Source organism: Shewanella sp. Pdp11, assembly GCF_002838165.1.
Classification (GTDB): Bacteria; Pseudomonadota; Gammaproteobacteria; order Enterobacterales; family Shewanellaceae; genus Shewanella; species Shewanella hafniensis.
The window spans coordinates 970,391-986,861 of sequence record NZ_CP015194.1 but is presented as its reverse complement, the minus strand read 5'-3'; the positions used below and the strand labels follow the sequence as shown (position 1 = coordinate 986,861).

11 protein-coding genes and 1 pseudogene are annotated in these 16,471 nt (G+C 48.5%); 9 read left to right on the top strand and 3 right to left on the bottom strand.

All coding sequences use genetic code 11. The features are described from left to right. Positions 1-95: 95 nt before the first annotated feature. The gene (locus tag AYJ58_RS04495) at positions 96-998 is read left to right on the top strand and encodes an acyltransferase (protein ID WP_106649160.1); all 903 of its coding nucleotides are present in this window, start codon (positions 96-98) and stop codon (positions 996-998) included. Positions 999-1,005: 7 nt separating this feature from the next. Further along, a complete protein-coding gene (locus AYJ58_RS04490; protein WP_106649159.1) occupies positions 1,006-1,950 on the top strand; it encodes an acyltransferase in 945 nt (314 codons plus the stop codon). 7 nt (positions 1,951-1,957) lie between these two features. On the opposite strand, the pseudogene AYJ58_RS04485 reads toward AYJ58_RS04490, so the two are convergent. Further along, positions 1,958-2,254: pseudogene (locus AYJ58_RS04485) on the bottom strand (DUF523 domain-containing protein); the annotation flags it as partial. 366 nt (positions 2,255-2,620) lie between these two features. Here AYJ58_RS04485 and AYJ58_RS04480 point away from each other — a divergent pair. The 6 genes from AYJ58_RS04480 to AYJ58_RS04455 all read left to right on the top strand — a co-directional run bounded on the left by AYJ58_RS04480 (position 2,621) and on the right by AYJ58_RS04455 (position 14,479). After that, positions 2,621-3,388: a GntR family transcriptional regulator gene (locus AYJ58_RS04480; RefSeq protein ID WP_006084449.1), complete on the top strand. Its 768-nt coding sequence runs from the start codon at positions 2,621-2,623 to the stop codon at positions 3,386-3,388. Between the two features lie 51 nt (positions 3,389-3,439). After that, positions 3,440-4,318 (top strand): methylisocitrate lyase, encoded by an 879-nt coding sequence (gene prpB, locus AYJ58_RS04475; protein ID WP_106649158.1) that lies wholly within the window; start codon positions 3,440-3,442, stop codon positions 4,316-4,318. Between the two features lie 96 nt (positions 4,319-4,414). Then, positions 4,415-5,542, top strand: coding sequence for a bifunctional 2-methylcitrate synthase/citrate synthase (prpC, locus tag AYJ58_RS04470; protein WP_106649157.1), 1,128 nt, complete (start codon positions 4,415-4,417; stop codon positions 5,540-5,542). An 80-nt stretch (positions 5,543-5,622) separates the two neighbouring features. Next, positions 5,623-8,226, top strand: a complete 2,604-nt coding sequence (gene acnD, locus AYJ58_RS04465) for a Fe/S-dependent 2-methylisocitrate dehydratase AcnD (protein WP_106649156.1) — start codon at positions 5,623-5,625, stop codon at positions 8,224-8,226. Between the two features lie 93 nt (positions 8,227-8,319). Next, positions 8,320-9,519: a 2-methylaconitate cis-trans isomerase PrpF gene (prpF, locus tag AYJ58_RS04460; RefSeq protein WP_106649155.1), complete on the top strand. Its 1,200-nt coding sequence runs from the start codon at positions 8,320-8,322 to the stop codon at positions 9,517-9,519. Between the two features lie 433 nt (positions 9,520-9,952). Then, positions 9,953-14,479 (top strand): EAL domain-containing protein, encoded by a 4,527-nt coding sequence (locus tag AYJ58_RS04455; RefSeq protein WP_106649154.1) that lies wholly within the window; start codon positions 9,953-9,955, stop codon positions 14,477-14,479. Positions 14,480-14,564: 85 nt separating this feature from the next. Here AYJ58_RS04455 and AYJ58_RS04450 read toward each other — a convergent pair whose 3' ends face one another. Further along, positions 14,565-15,656, bottom strand: a complete 1,092-nt coding sequence (locus AYJ58_RS04450) for a branched-chain amino acid aminotransferase (protein WP_106649153.1) — start codon at positions 15,654-15,656, stop codon at positions 14,565-14,567. Positions 15,657-15,786: 130 nt separating this feature from the next. Between AYJ58_RS04450 and AYJ58_RS04445 the strand changes: the two genes are divergently transcribed. Further along, positions 15,787-16,056: a Rho-binding antiterminator gene (locus AYJ58_RS04445; RefSeq protein ID WP_106649152.1), complete on the top strand. Its 270-nt coding sequence runs from the start codon at positions 15,787-15,789 to the stop codon at positions 16,054-16,056. Between the two features lie 44 nt (positions 16,057-16,100). Here AYJ58_RS04445 and AYJ58_RS04440 read toward each other — a convergent pair whose 3' ends face one another. Then, positions 16,101-16,451, bottom strand: coding sequence for a RidA family protein (locus tag AYJ58_RS04440; protein ID WP_106649151.1), 351 nt, complete (start codon positions 16,449-16,451; stop codon positions 16,101-16,103). Positions 16,452-16,471 lie beyond the last annotated feature (20 nt).

Below are 16,471 nucleotides of genomic sequence, written 5' to 3'. Positions count from 1 at the left end.
AAATGTTAACAAATGCACCGACCAGCAGTGCCTAAGATTGAGCCAAACGCCGACACCGAGTAACATAGGCCTCCAATTTTTGTCAGGGGGCTCGGATGGGAACGCTGTTTTCACAGATAAAAGGCTGTATCGCATTTTTAGGCTACGTTATAAATACCGTCTTTTGGACTATCCCAATCGTGTTGATCAGTTTTATAAAACTGATACCTATCAGTCCATTAAGGACTGCGACGAGCCATGTGCTCGACTTTTGTGCCAGCGCTTGGATCAGTGTAAATGGTGTGATTGAGCGCTGCTTGCATCCCGTTAAGATTGAACTGAGTGGTGACACCGACTTTTCCACTAAAGAGTGGTACATGGTAATTGCCAACCACCAGTCTTGGGTCGATATCCTGATCCTGCAGCGGATTTTTAACCGAAAAATCCCTTTCTTAAAGTTTTTCCTCAAGCAAGAGCTGATTTTTGTACCTGTATTAGGCCTAGCTTGGTGGGCACTCGATTTTCCTTTTATGCGTCGTTATAGCACAGCACAGTTGCGTAAGAATCCCAAGTTAAAGGGCAAAGACATTGAAATTACACGTAAAGCCTGTGCTAAGTTTAAGGCTAAGCCTGTGAGTGTGATGAACTTTGTCGAAGGCACGCGCTTCAGCAAGGCTAAGCATCAAAAACAAAACTCACAGTTCCAACATTTGCTAAAACCTAAAGCGGGCGGAATGGCCTTCGCGCTATCAGCCATGGGTGAACAGATCCACAAGCTCGTCGATGTCTCCATTTACTACCCAGACGCAGTGCCGAGCTATTGGGACTACCTGACAGGCAAGTTACCAAGCGTTAAAGTACACATCAAGGTCTCCGATATTGATCCTGCAATGCGCGGCGATTATATGAATGACCGCGATTTTAAAATTAGCTTCCAAGAACAACTGAATCAACTCTGGCTCGCTAAGGATCAAGTGTTAAGCCAACTCGCTAGCCAAGCGGATAAGGAAAAAAGGTAACCCCATTATGTTGAATTTCTTGCCCGGGCCAGTGTTGTTTATAATCAGTTTGAGTCTACTGATTATTAATACCTTAGTGTGGAGTTCGCTTATCAGTCTTGGCGGATTAGTGAAAATCGTAATGCCTACGCAAGGTACACGTAATGCAGTGTCCACCGTCATGAATCGTTTTATGTGGGCGTGGGCCTGCTGCAACGGTGGCATCTTGTATTTGATCGCTAAAATTGAGTGGGATGTCGAAGGCCTAGAAGGACTCGATAAAAACAGCTGGTACTTACTGATCAGCAACCACCTCAGTGGCTTCGATATCGCCGCGCAAACTTATGTGTTACGCAACCATATTCCTATGTTGAAGTTCTTCCTCAAAAAAGAACTCATCTATGTGCCTATCATGGGCCTAGGATGTTGGGCGCTGGATATGCCATTTATGAACAGAACCAGCCCGGCAAAACTCAAGAAGAATCCGAAGCTTAAGGGCAAAGATTTAGCGACCACACGCCGCGCCTGCGAAAAGTTTAAAAATATGCCCACCTCGATCATTAACTATGTTGAAGGCAGCCGGTTTACCCGTGATAAACATCAACGCCAAAACTCACCTTATCAACATTTGTTACGTCCTAAAGCAGGTGGAATCGCTTTTACCCTATCGGCCATGGGTGAGCAATTTACTAACCTGCTGGATATGACAATTGTCTACCCAGATGCGCCTGACGATATTCTGTTTGGGGTGATGAACGGCAAGGTCAGCAAGATTATCGTGCGGATCAACGCCCTGCCCGTGCCTCAAGTTGATCCAACGCGTTATTTCTCTGAATCTGAATATCGCGTCGAGTTCCAACGCTGGTTAAACCAAGTGTGGGCGGAAAAAGATCAACAAATTCATGCGTTACTGCAAACAAATCAAAATGTCGCGGATAGCGCCACCAGCACTAATCACACTCAAGCAAGCTAGCTCGTCTCTAGCTTTGCTCTAGTTCAGCAACGCATGTCGCTGCAGCGGATAACTCCAATTCATTGAATACGGTTATTCCTGCGGCGCTGAGTTTTTCAGCCGTTAATCCTTGTCCCGCAATTAACTGTTTTACAAATTGACCATCGTAAATCTGCCTATTACCACAGGATGGACTGCGGGCTTTTAAAATCGCCACTTTAATCCCGTGTTGCTGCGCCAGCTTAAGCGCGAGATCGGCTCCTAGACTAAAAGCGTGGGTCACATCCTCACCTTGGGCAGTTAAGATGCGCAGTCCAATCCGCTTGCCCGAGTAAACAACTGCTCACTAACACTTTTTCCTCTGTCATCCCCAAATGTCTCATTCCGCCCATAGCATAACGCGAAGGATAAACATGCCAAATGTATTTGGACGATTTTCCCCAAACCATCAACATCCGCAACGAAGTCGGAAAATGAAAACCACATCATTGTTGACAATTTAATATTTAAAAATTCATAACCTAAAATATTAAAAACGAATAAATTTAAATAAAACTATAAAAATCAGAACAATAAATAAAAATCAATTAGGATGTAGACTTACGTCTAAGTAAACACATTGTTGACAATCCACCAAGGGAGGGCTATTTTTTACCCATTGTCGACAATCCTATTAATAGTGATGCGCTCTATGTTGAAGCAAGACACGACGTTCGTTTCTGATGACACTCAAGTTCCCCACCTGCATAAGGTCAAATCGACCTCAGCAGATAAAACGTCGACCACACTCGCCGATCAAATTTTGGTGCAGATCCAAACCAGCATCATCAAGGGCGAACTACCTGCAGGCAGCAAGATTAACGAGCAAGCACTGGCCGAAAAATACGGCATCAGCCGCGGCCCGACCCGCGAAGCCCTGCAAACCTTAGAAAGACAACGCTTAGTGGTGCGTGCGCCCCATGTGGGCGCCCGCGTCGCACAACTGACAGTGAGCGAACTAAACGACTTATATCAACTGCGTAGCGTACTTGAAGGCATGGCCTGCGAACTGGCCGCCAGTCGTATCACCCCAGAACAATTAGCCAAGTTAGAAGATCTACTCGCAACGCAAGAAGCGGCGCTCGCCAAGGGCGATACTTACTTCCAAGAGGAAGGCGATGTCGATTTTCACTACCAAATTATTCAAGCCAGCGGTAACAAGCATCTGCAGGAAACCTTAGTCGGCGGCCTGTACCACCTGCTACGTATGTATCGCTACCAGTGCACTAATAAAAATCGTCCCGTGAAAGCGATTGCCGAGCACAGACGCATAGTCGAAGCCATTGCCCAGCGCGATGGTGAGTTGGCCAGTTTGCTGATGCGCCGCCATATCGAACAGGGGCGTAAAAATACCGAATTACGCTTAATTGAATTGCAAGCCAATGCAGCCGCAAAAGAAACCTTAGCCAACATTAGCTAAGTTCTTACGGCTCAATATGCCCACTTCCCATAAATGGAAAAGGATAAGACCATGACCCAAAGCGCAGGATTACGTTTTCGCCAAGCTCTTGCTAAGGCTAAACCGTTACAAATCGTTGGCACCACCAATGCCTATTTTGCCTTGATGGCAGAGCAAACTGGCTTCCAAGCCTTGTATCTTTCGGGCGCTGGCGTTGCCAATGCTTCCTACGGTTTGCCTGACTTAGGTATGACCTCAATGAACGACGTGCTGATCGATGCCGGTCGTATCACCTCAGCCACACAAGTGCCTTTATTGGTAGATATCGATACTGGCTGGGGCGGCGCATTCAACATTGCTCGTACCATCAAAGAATTCGAAAAAATCGGCGTCGCCGCAGTGCACATGGAAGACCAAGTGTCGCAAAAGCGTTGCGGCCACAGACCTAACAAAGCGGTCGTGAGCATTGAAGAAATGGTGGATCGCATTAAAGCGGCGGTCGATGCCCGTACCGATCCTAACTTTGTGATCATGGCGCGTACCGATGCGGTTGCCGTTGAAGGCTTAGAAGCCGGTATCGAACGCGCAAAAGCCTATATTGCCGCCGGCGCTGACATGATCTTCGCCGAAGCCTTAACTGAGCTAGACCAATATCGCCACTTTAAAGCGCAAGTCAAAGCACCGATTTTGGCCAACATGACTGAATTTGGCCAAACCCAATTGTTCAATAAAGAAGAACTCGCCGAGGCGGGCGCCGACATGGTGCTTTATCCACTCGGTACTTTCCGTGCAGCCAACCAAGCGGCACTGAACGTGATGCAAGCGCTGATGAATGATGGCCATCAACGTAACGTGCTCGACACTATGCAGACCCGTAAAGACTTGTATCAATACTTGGGCTATCACGCCTTTGAAGACAAGTTAGATCAACTATTTAGCCAAGATAAATAACCGACAAGCTGCCGCCCTACATCAGCAGCCTTAACCAATAAACGCCAGTGCTCGGCGCTGGCAATAATCAAATAGCGTTAACGGAAGGATTACATTATGTCAGAAGGTAAAAAGTTAAGCGGTGCAGGACTACGTGGCCAAAGCGCAGGCGAAACCGCATTAAGCACAGTGGGCGTGTCAGGCTCGGGCCTCACGTACCGCGGTTATGATGTGAAAGATCTCGGTGAAAACGCCACCTTCGAAGAAGTCGCCTATCTCATTCTTTACGGCGAGTTGCCCACTCAAGCCCAGCTTGATGCCTACAAAACCAAACTCAAAGGCCTTCGCGGTCTGCCGCAAGCCTTAAAAGAAGTATTAGAACGCATTCCTGCAGACACTCATCCTATGGATGTGATGCGTACAGGTTGCTCTATGCTGGGCAATTTAGAAACCGAGCACAACTTTAGCGAACAGAGTGAAATCACCGATCGCCTATTAGCCGCCTTTCCATCAATCATCTGTTACTGGTATCGCTTTAGTCACGACGGTGTGCGTATCGACACTGAAACCGATGACGATCAAATTGGCGCCCACTTCCTGCATTTATTACACGGTAAAGCGCCGTCTGAACTGCATGCAAAAGTGATGGACGTATCCTTGATTCTTTATGCAGAACATGAGTTTAACGCATCAACCTTTACCGCTCGCGTCTGTGCTTCCACCCTGTCAGACATGCATTCATGCGTCACTGGTGCCATTGGTTCACTGCGCGGCCCGCTGCATGGCGGCGCAAACGAAGCGGCGATGGAACTCATTCAAGACATGAAAGATGAAGCCGATGCGCGCGACATCTTAATGGGTAAACTGGAGCGTAAAGATAAAATCATGGGCTTCGGCCATGCGATTTACCGCGACAGCGATCCACGTAATGCCATCATCAAAGAATGGTCAGAAAAACTGGCGGCAGCCAACGGTGACGACCGCCTATATCGAGTATCGGTTGCCTGCGAAGCCCTGATGTGGGAACAGAAAAAGCTCTTCTGTAATGCAGATTTTTTCCACGCCAGCGCGTACCACTACATGGATATTCCGACTAAATTGTTTACGCCTATCTTCGTGTGTTCACGGGTAACAGGCTGGGCGGCGCACGTGATGGAGCAACGTTCTAACAACCGCATCATCCGCCCGAGTGCCGATTATGTGGGCGTGGCACCGCGCAAAGTGGTACCGATTGCCAACCGTTAAGCAAAACTGACCCCACTTGGCGCGAGATTTCACTCAACGTGATGCTCGCGCCAACTTCATTTTCCGAAATGGATGATGTTATGAGCACTGTTATGAACACCCAATATCGCAAGCCCTTACCAGGCACCAAACTCGATTACTTCGATACCCGCGAAGCCGTGGAAGCCATTGCGCCAGGCAGCTACGCCAAGCTGCCTTATACCTCGCGCGTGCTGGCGGAAAACTTAGTCCGCCGCTGCGATCCAGCGGACTTAACCGCCTCGCTAAAACAGATTATTGAATCTAAGCAAGAGTTGGATTTCCCTTGGTTTCCTGCCCGCGTGGTGTGCCACGATATTTTGGGGCAAACCGCCTTAGTTGACCTTGCGGGTCTGCGTGATGCGATTGCGGCGAAAGGGGGCGACCCAGCTAAAGTGAACCCAGTGGTGCCAACTCAATTAATTGTCGATCACTCACTCGCTGTCGAATTTGGCGGTTTCGATAAAGACGCCTTTGCTAAAAACCGCGCCATCGAAGACAGACGCAACGAAGACAGATTCCACTTTATTGATTGGACGCAAAAAGCCTTTAAGAATATCGATGTTATTCCTCAGGGTAATGGCATCATGCACCAAATTAACTTAGAACGTATGTCACCTGTAGTGCATGCACGCGACGGTGTTGCCTTCCCCGATACCTTAGTTGGCACCGACAGCCACACACCACACGTTGATGCACTGGGCGTTATCGCCATAGGTGTCGGCGGACTAGAAGCCGAAAGTGTGATGCTGGGCCGCGCCTCCTATATGCGTTTGCCGGATATTATCGGCGTCGAGCTAACCGGCAAGCCGCAGCCTGGCATCACGGCGACCGATATAGTATTAGCGCTCACCGAATTTTTACGCGCACAAAAAGTGGTGTCTTCTTACTTAGAGTTCTTCGGCGAAGGCGCCGCGGCGCTGACACTCGGCGATCGCGCCACCATTTCGAACATGACGCCTGAATTTGGCGCCACCGCCGCCATGTTCTATATCGATCAGCAAACGCTGGATTATTTGACCTTAACCGGCCGCGAAGCCGAGCAAGTCAAACTGGTTGAAACCTATGCAAAAACTGCAGGTTTGTGGAGCGATGACTTAAAACAGGCCGAATATCCACGCGTATTACACTTTGACCTCTCGTCAGTGGTGCGCACCATTGCTGGCCCGTCTAATCCACATGCTCGGGTGCCAACCTCAGAATTGGCCGCACGTGGCATTAGCGGCGTAGTCGAAAACGAGCCGGGCCTAATGCCAGATGGCGCAGTGATCATCGCCGCCATCACTAGCTGCACTAACACCAGTAATCCACGTAACGTAATTGCCGCCGGCCTGATTGCCCGCAACGCCAACGCCAAAGGCTTAAGCCGTAAACCTTGGGTCAAAACCTCACTGGCCCCCGGCTCCAAAGCGGTACAACTCTATTTAGAAGAGGCCAATTTATTACCTGAGCTTGAGCAACTTGGCTTTGGGATCGTCGGCTTTGCCTGTACTACCTGTAACGGCATGAGCGGCGCACTGGATCCTGTTATTCAAAAAGAAGTCATCGACCGCGACTTGTACGCCACTGCCGTATTATCCGGTAACCGAAACTTCGATGGCCGTATTCATCCCTATGCTAAACAAGCCTTCTTAGCATCGCCGCCATTGGTGGTGGCCTATGCGATTGCTGGCACCATACGTTTCGATATCGAAAAGGATGTGCTGGGATTAGATAAAGACGGTAACCCAGTCAAACTTATCGACATTTGGCCATCGGATGAAGAAATCGATGCCGTGATTGCCAAAAGCGTTAAACCTGAACAGTTCCGCAAAGTGTACGAGCCTATGTTCGATTTAGCCGTCGATTACGGTGAGCAAATAAGCCCGCTGTACGATTGGCGTCCGCAATCTACATATATTCGTCGCCCACCTTACTGGGAAGGCGCATTGGCCGGAGAGCGCGCACTCAAGGGTATGCGACCACTGGCGGTGCTGGGTGACAACATCACCACAGACCATTTATCGCCGTCGAACGCCATTATGATGGACAGCGCCGCAGGCGAATACCTGCACAAAATGGGCTTGCCGGAGGAAGACTTTAATTCCTACGCCACCCACAGGGGGGATCACTTAACCGCCCAGCGCGCAACCTTTGCCAATCCTAAGCTTAAAAACGAAATGGCGCTGGTTGATGGCAAAGTGCAACAAGGCTCACTGACGCGTATCGAGCCAGAAGGTCAAGTGACCCGTATGTGGGAAGCGATTGAAACCTATATGGAACGTAAGCAGCCGCTGATCATCATAGCGGGCGCTGATTACGGCCAAGGTTCGTCCCGCGACTGGGCTGCCAAAGGCGTGCGTTTAGCGGGCGTTGAGGCCATTGTTGCCGAAGGTTTCGAGCGCATTCATCGCACTAACTTAGTCGGTATGGGCGTGTTGCCGCTGGAATTTAAAGCCGGTGACAATCGTGCAACTTATGGAATAGATGGCACAGAAGTGTTCGATGTCCTAGGCACGCCAGCGCCAAGAGCGGACTTAGCTGTCGTTATCACCCGTAAAAACGGTGAGCGCATCGAAGTGCCGGTCACCTGTCGTCTCGATACCGCCGAAGAAGTGTCTATCTACGAGGCGGGCGGCGTATTGCAGCGTTTTGCTCAGGACTTTTTAGAGTCGAATCTGAAGTAAAACTCGCTTTAAACAGGTGGCGACTCCACACGTGAATCGCCACCTTTGATATCGACACTAACCTGTATCGCTATTCCCTTTGGAGTTAATAGCATGAGTAATCATCTTTTCCCGCCCCAAATCAAAGTCGCCGCAACCTATATGCGTGGCGGCACCAGTAAGGGCGTGTTTTTCCGCTTGCTGGATTTGCCCGCAGCGGCACAAGTGGCCGGCCCCGCCCGTAATGCCCTGCTGCTGCGGGTGATTGGCAGCCCAGACGCTTACGGCAAGCAAATCGATGGCATGGGCGGCGCCACCTCGAGCACCAGTAAAACCGTGATTTTATCCAAAAGCACTCAGGCCGATCACGATGTGGATTACCTCTTTGGCCAAGTGGCTATCGACAAACCCTTTGTCGATTGGAGCGGTAACTGTGGCAACCTGACCGCCGCCGTTGGTGCTTTCGCCATCAGCAATGGCTTAATAGATGGCGACCGTATTCCACAAAATGGCGTCTGCACAGTGCGTATTTGGCAGGCCAATATCGGCAAAACCATTATCGCCCATGTACCCATAACCCACGGTGAAGTGCAAGAAACCGGTGATTTTGAACTCGATGGTGTGACCTTTCCTGCCGCCGAAGTGCAAATCGAATTCATGAACCCTGCCGCCGACGAAGATGGTGACGGGGGGAGCATGTTCCCTACGGGCAATGTCGTCGATGTGCTAGACGTGCCGGGGATTGGCAGCTTTAACGCCACCATGATCAATGCGGGCATTCCTACCATTTTTATCAATGCTGAAGACTTAGGCTACACAGGCTCTGAGCTGCAGGATGATATCAACGGGGATAACGCCGCGCTGGCTAAGTTTGAAACCATTCGCGCCTATGGGGCTGTGCGTATGGGCTTGATTAAACATATAGATGAAGCCATTACACGCCAACATACACCTAAGGTTGCCTTTGTCGCTAAGCCAAAAACGTATGTGTCATCGAGCGGTAAAACGGTCAATGCAGATGATATCGACTTATTAGTGCGCGCCCTATCTATGGGTAAGTTGCACCACGCCATGATGGGCACTGCCGCCGTCGCGATTGGTACTGCAGCAGCCATTCCCGGCACCTTAGTCAACTTAGCCGCAGGTGGCGGTCAAAAAAGCGCGGTACGCTTTGGTCATCCCTCTGGCACCTTGCGCGTCGGCGCAGAGGCGTCACTCGTTGATGGCGAATGGACAGTCGTTAAAGCCATTATGAGCCGCAGCGCCCGCGTACTGATGGAAGGTTTTGTGCGCGTACCGAGCGATTGTTTCTAATCGTTTATTTAGATTTTGACCTCGGTTATGGCCATAACTGAGATGCACCCGCTATAGCCTTAAAATAGTTCAACCAAAGACCTTGCTTCTCCCCCTTCCGGCAAGGTCTTTTTCTATTCGCCCTCGTGACTTTAGTGACCCCACGCACTGATTTTCACCGTATTTGTCGCAGCATAATATGTTGGCCTACCTTAAACAGTGCTAAGATTCTTAGGCTTAAACACCAGAAAACAAACTCGGCATAATCAGCACAAAGACACTAAAACAGCATATTTGAGCTATCGCATGATCGGTGATAGAATCGCGCCCATCGATTTTGGTTGTTTTTAAACCAAGTCAGCAATTTAAGCTAAAGTTTTTACAACAAAATGGCATTTAAGGTCTAGGATAAGAACTAAACTAAATAGAAATCTAATCAGGATGGGTCCGTTTTTTGGTAGGGGAAAATTTGAGTCAACTAATCCACAAGCTAGTGCTAGGCGCGCTTTGTATCCTAAGTTTGTGGGGGATATCGTGCAATGGATTAACGCAACCATTGAGCGCGGCTTTCACACAGCTTAAATTTGAACATATTCGCAGTGAAGATGGTCTCGACCAGAATACGATTACCAGCCTGTTTATGGACAGTGCTGGCATGTTGTGGATTGGTACTCAAGATGGTTTGCATGCCTACAACGGTCATAACTTCACCATTTTTACCCACTCTCCCAACGATCCTAGCAGTATTTCTGATAGTTATATCTCTGACATTATTCAAGATTCCGAAGGCTATATTTGGGTTTCCACGTTCAGCCAAGGGGTCAATCGACTCGATTTGAGTACAGGGACCTTTGAGCATTTTGGCCAAGAACAAGGTTTGACCGATCCCCGCACCACCAAACTCAGCATAGTGGGTAATACACTCTGGATTGGTACTAAAGCAGGACTATTTTCCCTATCGACTAAAACCAAACGCATTACCCAGGTCAGTTTAGGTAATAGCGTCGAGCCCTATATCACTAGCTTAGCCAATGTTGAAAACACTTACCTGCTGGCAGGTACCCAAGATAGCGGCACCTTTGCCGTCAGTGCAAATACCATCACTCGCTTAAACGTGCCGCAAAATGTCACTACCTATCAAATTAAAGCGAACTCGGCCTACTCGATCACTTTAGCCCTAGGTGGACAACTATGGCACTACAACTTGGCCTCGCAGCAGGGCGAAATCCTCTGGCAGACTGACGATAACGTGCCTTACATTAAGGATTTTATCCAAACCGAACAGGGTGATTTTTGGGTCGTCGGGCCTGAAGCAGGTCTCATTCAACTCGAGAGAAACGACAAAATATTCACTGCGACCTATCATAGGTATGATCCTAAGCGCACCAACAGTATCAGTGAAAATAACATACTGAGTTTGCTGCAAGACCCCTTTGGCAATTTATGGTTAGGCGCCAGTTATTCGGGTTTAGATAAAATTAATACCCGCCGTCAGTATTTTCAGCATATTTTCGAATACACCACGGACCTGTCGCAACAGAGCAACAATATTCGCACCTTATTCCGTAGCAAAGATAATGCCCTCTGGATAGGCACTGAAGGTGCAGGGCTTAAGCGCATGTTAGCTAACGGTAAATATGAGCACTATACGGAGCGATTTGCGAACGCCTTAGGGGTGCATCAACGCAATTTAAACCTCACCCTGCGAGATATTGCTCAAGACAAAGCGGGCGTGCTCTGGTTTGCCACTAACTATGGACTCGGTCGGCTATCGCCAGAGGGAGATTTCCAATTACTCAAGGTCACAGCAAGTACAGACCAAGGCTCTGAAGCCAATTACATCCGAAGTTTAGAAATTGATGATCAAGGCCATCTCTGGGTAGCAACGACCCACGCCCTCTATCGCAAGGCTATAGATACCGATGAATTTACTTTTATCTCATTGGCATATATTGATAATTTCTATCCGGCACAAAACCAGTTTTTAATCCTAAGAGCGCACAAAAATACGCTTTGGATAGGCACACTCGATGGCCTACTGAAACTGGATATGAAAACGGGCATAGGTAAATCTTACTTCCACCAATCCTCAGATAAGAAAAGTCTAATTAACAATCGTGTCCGCGATATTCTAGTGACACACGCAGGTGAGGTATGGTTCGCCACCCATGGCGGGATCAGTAAGTTACCCTCACAAGATGCCGATACAAGCTTTACTCATTACACCCGCGATCAGGGATTACCAAGCGATACCATCTACGCCTTACTTGAGGACCAAGAACATAACATTTGGTTTAGCAGCAATGCCGGCATAGGCAAACTTAACCCTAAAACCAATCGCGTCATCATATTCAACGAACAAGAAGGATTGCAGGCACTGGAGTTTAACGGCGGCGTAAAACTGCAGGACAGCGATGGCGATCTTTGGTTTGGTGGCATTAATGGCATCAATCGTTTCAATCCCAAGTCGATTCCAGATCAAAGACCCGATGTTAAAGTCGCACTCACTGGCTATAGCATTGCGGGAAAAGGCCATACGATTCTCGATTTAAGCCGCCCCCCTAGCATAGTGATGGACTATAGCGATCAGCTAGTCAGTTTTGAGGTGACCTCATTAGATTTCAGCTACACGGGTAAAAACCGTTTCAGCTATTATCTCGAAGGGTTTGATAACAGATGGCATGAGCTACCCACAGGCAATGAAATCACCTTTACTAACATCAATCCTGGCCATTACCGATTACATGTTCGTCATGGGCTGCAATATAACTCAGAAGGTGCCTATGCGCTGATTGTCGATCTGAATGTACAAGCCCCCTTCTATCGCACTCAGTTCGCCTACGCCCTTTATTTCTTACTCACATTAGGCTTGCTGGTTTGGATTATTCGCTGGCGTAAAAAGAAACGTCACATACAAAGTGAATTTGAAACCAGTATCCGCGCCTCTGAGGAGCGACTAAAGCTGGCACTGTGGGCATCTGGCGATGGCATGTGGGACTGGAACATACCCGAAAATCGAGTCTATCGTACCAATATGGATGCTTCGATTCCCCATTGGAATAGCAGCAATATTGCCCATGAGAGCATGCACACAGAAGACAGAGAGAGATTCAAACTTGAGCTAAACGAGCATCTTCAAGGCCGCTCACCTTTCTTCGAAGCCGAGTACCGTGTCGAACGCTCACCGGGTAATTGGGTATGGATTTTAGATCGTGGCAAAGTGGTTGAAAAAGATAGTTTAGATAATCCGATCCGCATGACAGGGACTAACCGTAACATCACCTCTCGTAAGCTGATTGAGAACGAGTTGGTCTTGTCCTCACAAGTGCTCAACAGCATGAATGAAGCCGTTGTAGTAGCGGGCCTAGACTATCGCATTCGCTCGGTAAACCCTGCATTTTGCACGATAACAGGTTACACAGAACGCCAAATCAGCGACAGACATTTTACTCACTTAGCCTTTGGCCGCCAACAGCGTGAATTGTTCAATACCATTGAACAGCAGCTGCTGCGTCATAAACATTGGGTTGGGGAACTGTGGATCCGCAATAAACAACGGCAGGCAATTCTAGTCTGGCTAGAGATCAACCAAGTTATCGACATTAAAGGTGAAACCAGCCACTTCGTTGCGGTATTTACCGACATTACAGAGCGAAAAAAAGCCGAAGAAGATCTGCGTTTCCTCGCCAGTTTCGACACGTTAACTGGCCTACCCAACCGAACCTTGTTCCAAGACAGGCTTAATCACGCGATAACCCAAGCGCATAGAGCGAACAATATCGTCGCCTTACTGTTTTTAGATCTCGACCGCTTTAAACATATTAACGACTCCATGGGTCACCATGTCGGCGATTTACTGCTCAAAGCCGTTGCCAGAAGACTGCAAAATGCAGTGCGCGATGGCGATACGGTTGCACGCTTAGGCGGTGACGAATTTACCATTATTTTAGAAGGAGTGGCCAAAACCAAAGCCGCTACTTTGATCTCAGAAAAAGTGCTCAGAGCATTCCAAACGCCCTTTTTATTGGACGATAAAACGCTGACCATTTCGACCTCTATCGGTATCAGTCTCTATCCAAACGATGCCGACAACGCCGACTCGCTGATTAAATTTGCCGATACTGCCATGTACCACGCAAAATCATCAGGCAGGAATAACTTCCAGTTTTACACCTCTAAGTTAAATGAAATTGCCACACGCCATGTGCAACTCGAAAGTGGGTTAAAACAGGCGATTCAGCGCAACGAGTTGAGCTTAGTTTATCAGCCTAAGTTCTGTTTAAAAGATGGCTCGCTGACTGGGATAGAAGCGCTTTTACGTTGGCATCACACTCAACTTGGCCCCATCTCCCCCGTCGAGTTTATTCCGCTGGCGGAAGAAACCGGCATCATCACTCAAATTGGTCATTGGGTGATCAATCAAGCCTGCCAGCAATTAGCCGAATGGAATAGCTTAGGATTCAACGGTATCACTGTCGCCGTTAACCTATCGGCTCGCCAACTTAAGGCCGATATTATCTCCACTATAGAAGTTGCCTTGGCAGTATCAGGTCTCCCGGCACAATCCCTTGAGCTTGAACTGACAGAGTCGATGATCATGGGCAATCCGCAGGAGTCAGTCAGTATTCTATCTAAACTAAAGGCCCTAGGCTTGACCATAGCGGTGGATGATTTTGGGACGGGTTATTCGAGCCTGAGTTATCTCAAACGCTTCCCGATAGACACGCTGAAAATTGATCGAGAGTTCGTCAGAGACATCACCAATGATCCCGACGATGCGGCCATCACCAGCGCCATTATCGCCCTCGCCCACAGTTTAGACCTCAACGTTGTCGCCGAAGGCGTAGAGACCCAAGAACAACTCAACTTCTTGGCGATGCAGGGTTGCGATCAGGTACAAGGCTTCTTACTCAGCAAACCCTTAAGTGCCGCGGACTTTTTAACTTTACTCAAGAATCACTCTAAACCACAGCCACTTTGATTTGAGGCGAAGTCTACCAATGTCATCGCAAAATTCAGCCAATAAAAAAGGCTCCTAGGAGCCTTTAAACATCACCACAAATTCCTTACTTTGCTAAACGTTCAACACGCTTAACCCAGCCTTCAGGACCTTGAATGTGGCCCTTTTGGATTTCGGTATACAGTTTGTAGATGCGCTGAATATGCTCGCCCACTTCACCATTACCAACTGTGACTATGTGGCCATCTTCAAAAATGTAGGAGCCCACGGCTGAAACCACGGCTGCCGTACCAAAACCACCCGCCTCGATAATTTCACCCGATTCGATATCGGCGATAAATTGATCAAGCATGACAGTCTCTTGGCGCACTTCACATCCGAGCATCTCACCCAATTCCATGATAGATTGCGAGGTGATCGACTTAAGAATGGTATCTGTAAAAGTAGGGATAATCACAGTGCCATCTTTTAAGATGTGGAAATGGTTCATCGCGCCCGCTTCTTCAATCTGTTGATTGGTCGAGTCGAGATATAACACTTGCGATGCACCAAAGGCTGCCGCGGCTTTACCCGCACGCAACGAAGCCGCATAGTTACCCGCCGCTTTTGATGCGCCAGTGCCACCCGATACCGCACGATGGAAAGTCTTGCTGATCAGTAAGCGTATGCCTTTGTTCACGCCAGCGGCGTAATAAGCACCACTTGGGCTTAATACCACACAGAAGGTATAACGCGTGCTAGGGCTCACAGAGAGACGGTCTTCGGTCGCAAAAATAAAGGGGCGAATATACAGACACGCACCTTCTTGCATCGGGAACCACAGGCGATCGACATCGATCAACGCATTGATCGCATCCATCTGCACTTGTTCATCGATATTAGGAATACAGACGATATCGGCGGAGCGATTCATCCGCTCGGCATTCTTATTAATACGGAAAGTATAAATCTCGCCATCTTCGTGCATAAAGGCTTTCGCGCCTTCGAAGATCGACTGGCCATAATGCAACGCCATTGCACCCGGTGCCATTTCAAATGGACCATAGGGAACGATGCGTGGATCGCACCATTGCCCATCATGATAATCCATCAAAAACATATGATCGGTTCTGAGGCTACCAAAGCCCACATTCCCCTCGGGCTTGAATTGCTCAGTACGGCGCTCGGACGCAGGTTTTAAATTGTAAGTTATTTCCATCGCATACCACCTTGATTACTGAACAAGCAGACTAGGGAGCGACAGGAATAAAGTCAAGAGGGGCGCGCATATAATGCCAATGGCAAGTATTTTTGTCACAATAGGGTCGAACTCCCAATGAGACGATCCCATGTCAGATTATAAAATGATCCCCTGCGAACACTACGATTACCTCGAACTTGCCTGCCTGCGCAGTTATCAGCTCAAGATTGAGTTGCTTGATGGCACGCAGTGCCAGGGTCAAGCCATCACCACGCAGACCAGAGCCGACAAAACCGAGTGGCTTGTTATCCAGCAGCAAACTCAACACGCCCTTAGGCTCGACCATATCGTTGCCATCACGCCTGCCGATGCGAATGCTGAATTTGGCAGGGTGCTAATTGCCACTAAACAAGATTAACAGTGGCAACACATGGCAACTATAATTTTATCGGTTGAAATCGGTCACTGAATCGCCGCGATCACAGACACTTCAACCAAATATTCGGGCTCAGCAATAGCAGCCTGCACGCAAGCGCGAGCTGGTGCATGGCCTTTAGGCACCCAAGCATCCCATACGGCATTCATCGCATCGTAATCACCCATGTCTTTCAGATAGATAGTCGCTGACAATATATGCTCACGTGAACTCCCCGCCTGGGCCAACAAGGTATCGACTTCCTCCAGCATAGTGACGGTTTGCTCAGTGATATCTTGATACTTATCCTTCGCCACTTGGCCACACAGATACACAGTACCTTGGTGAATGACTATGCTGCTCATGCGGGTGCCAACGTCTAAACGGGTAATGCTCATATTGATCATCTCTTAAATCA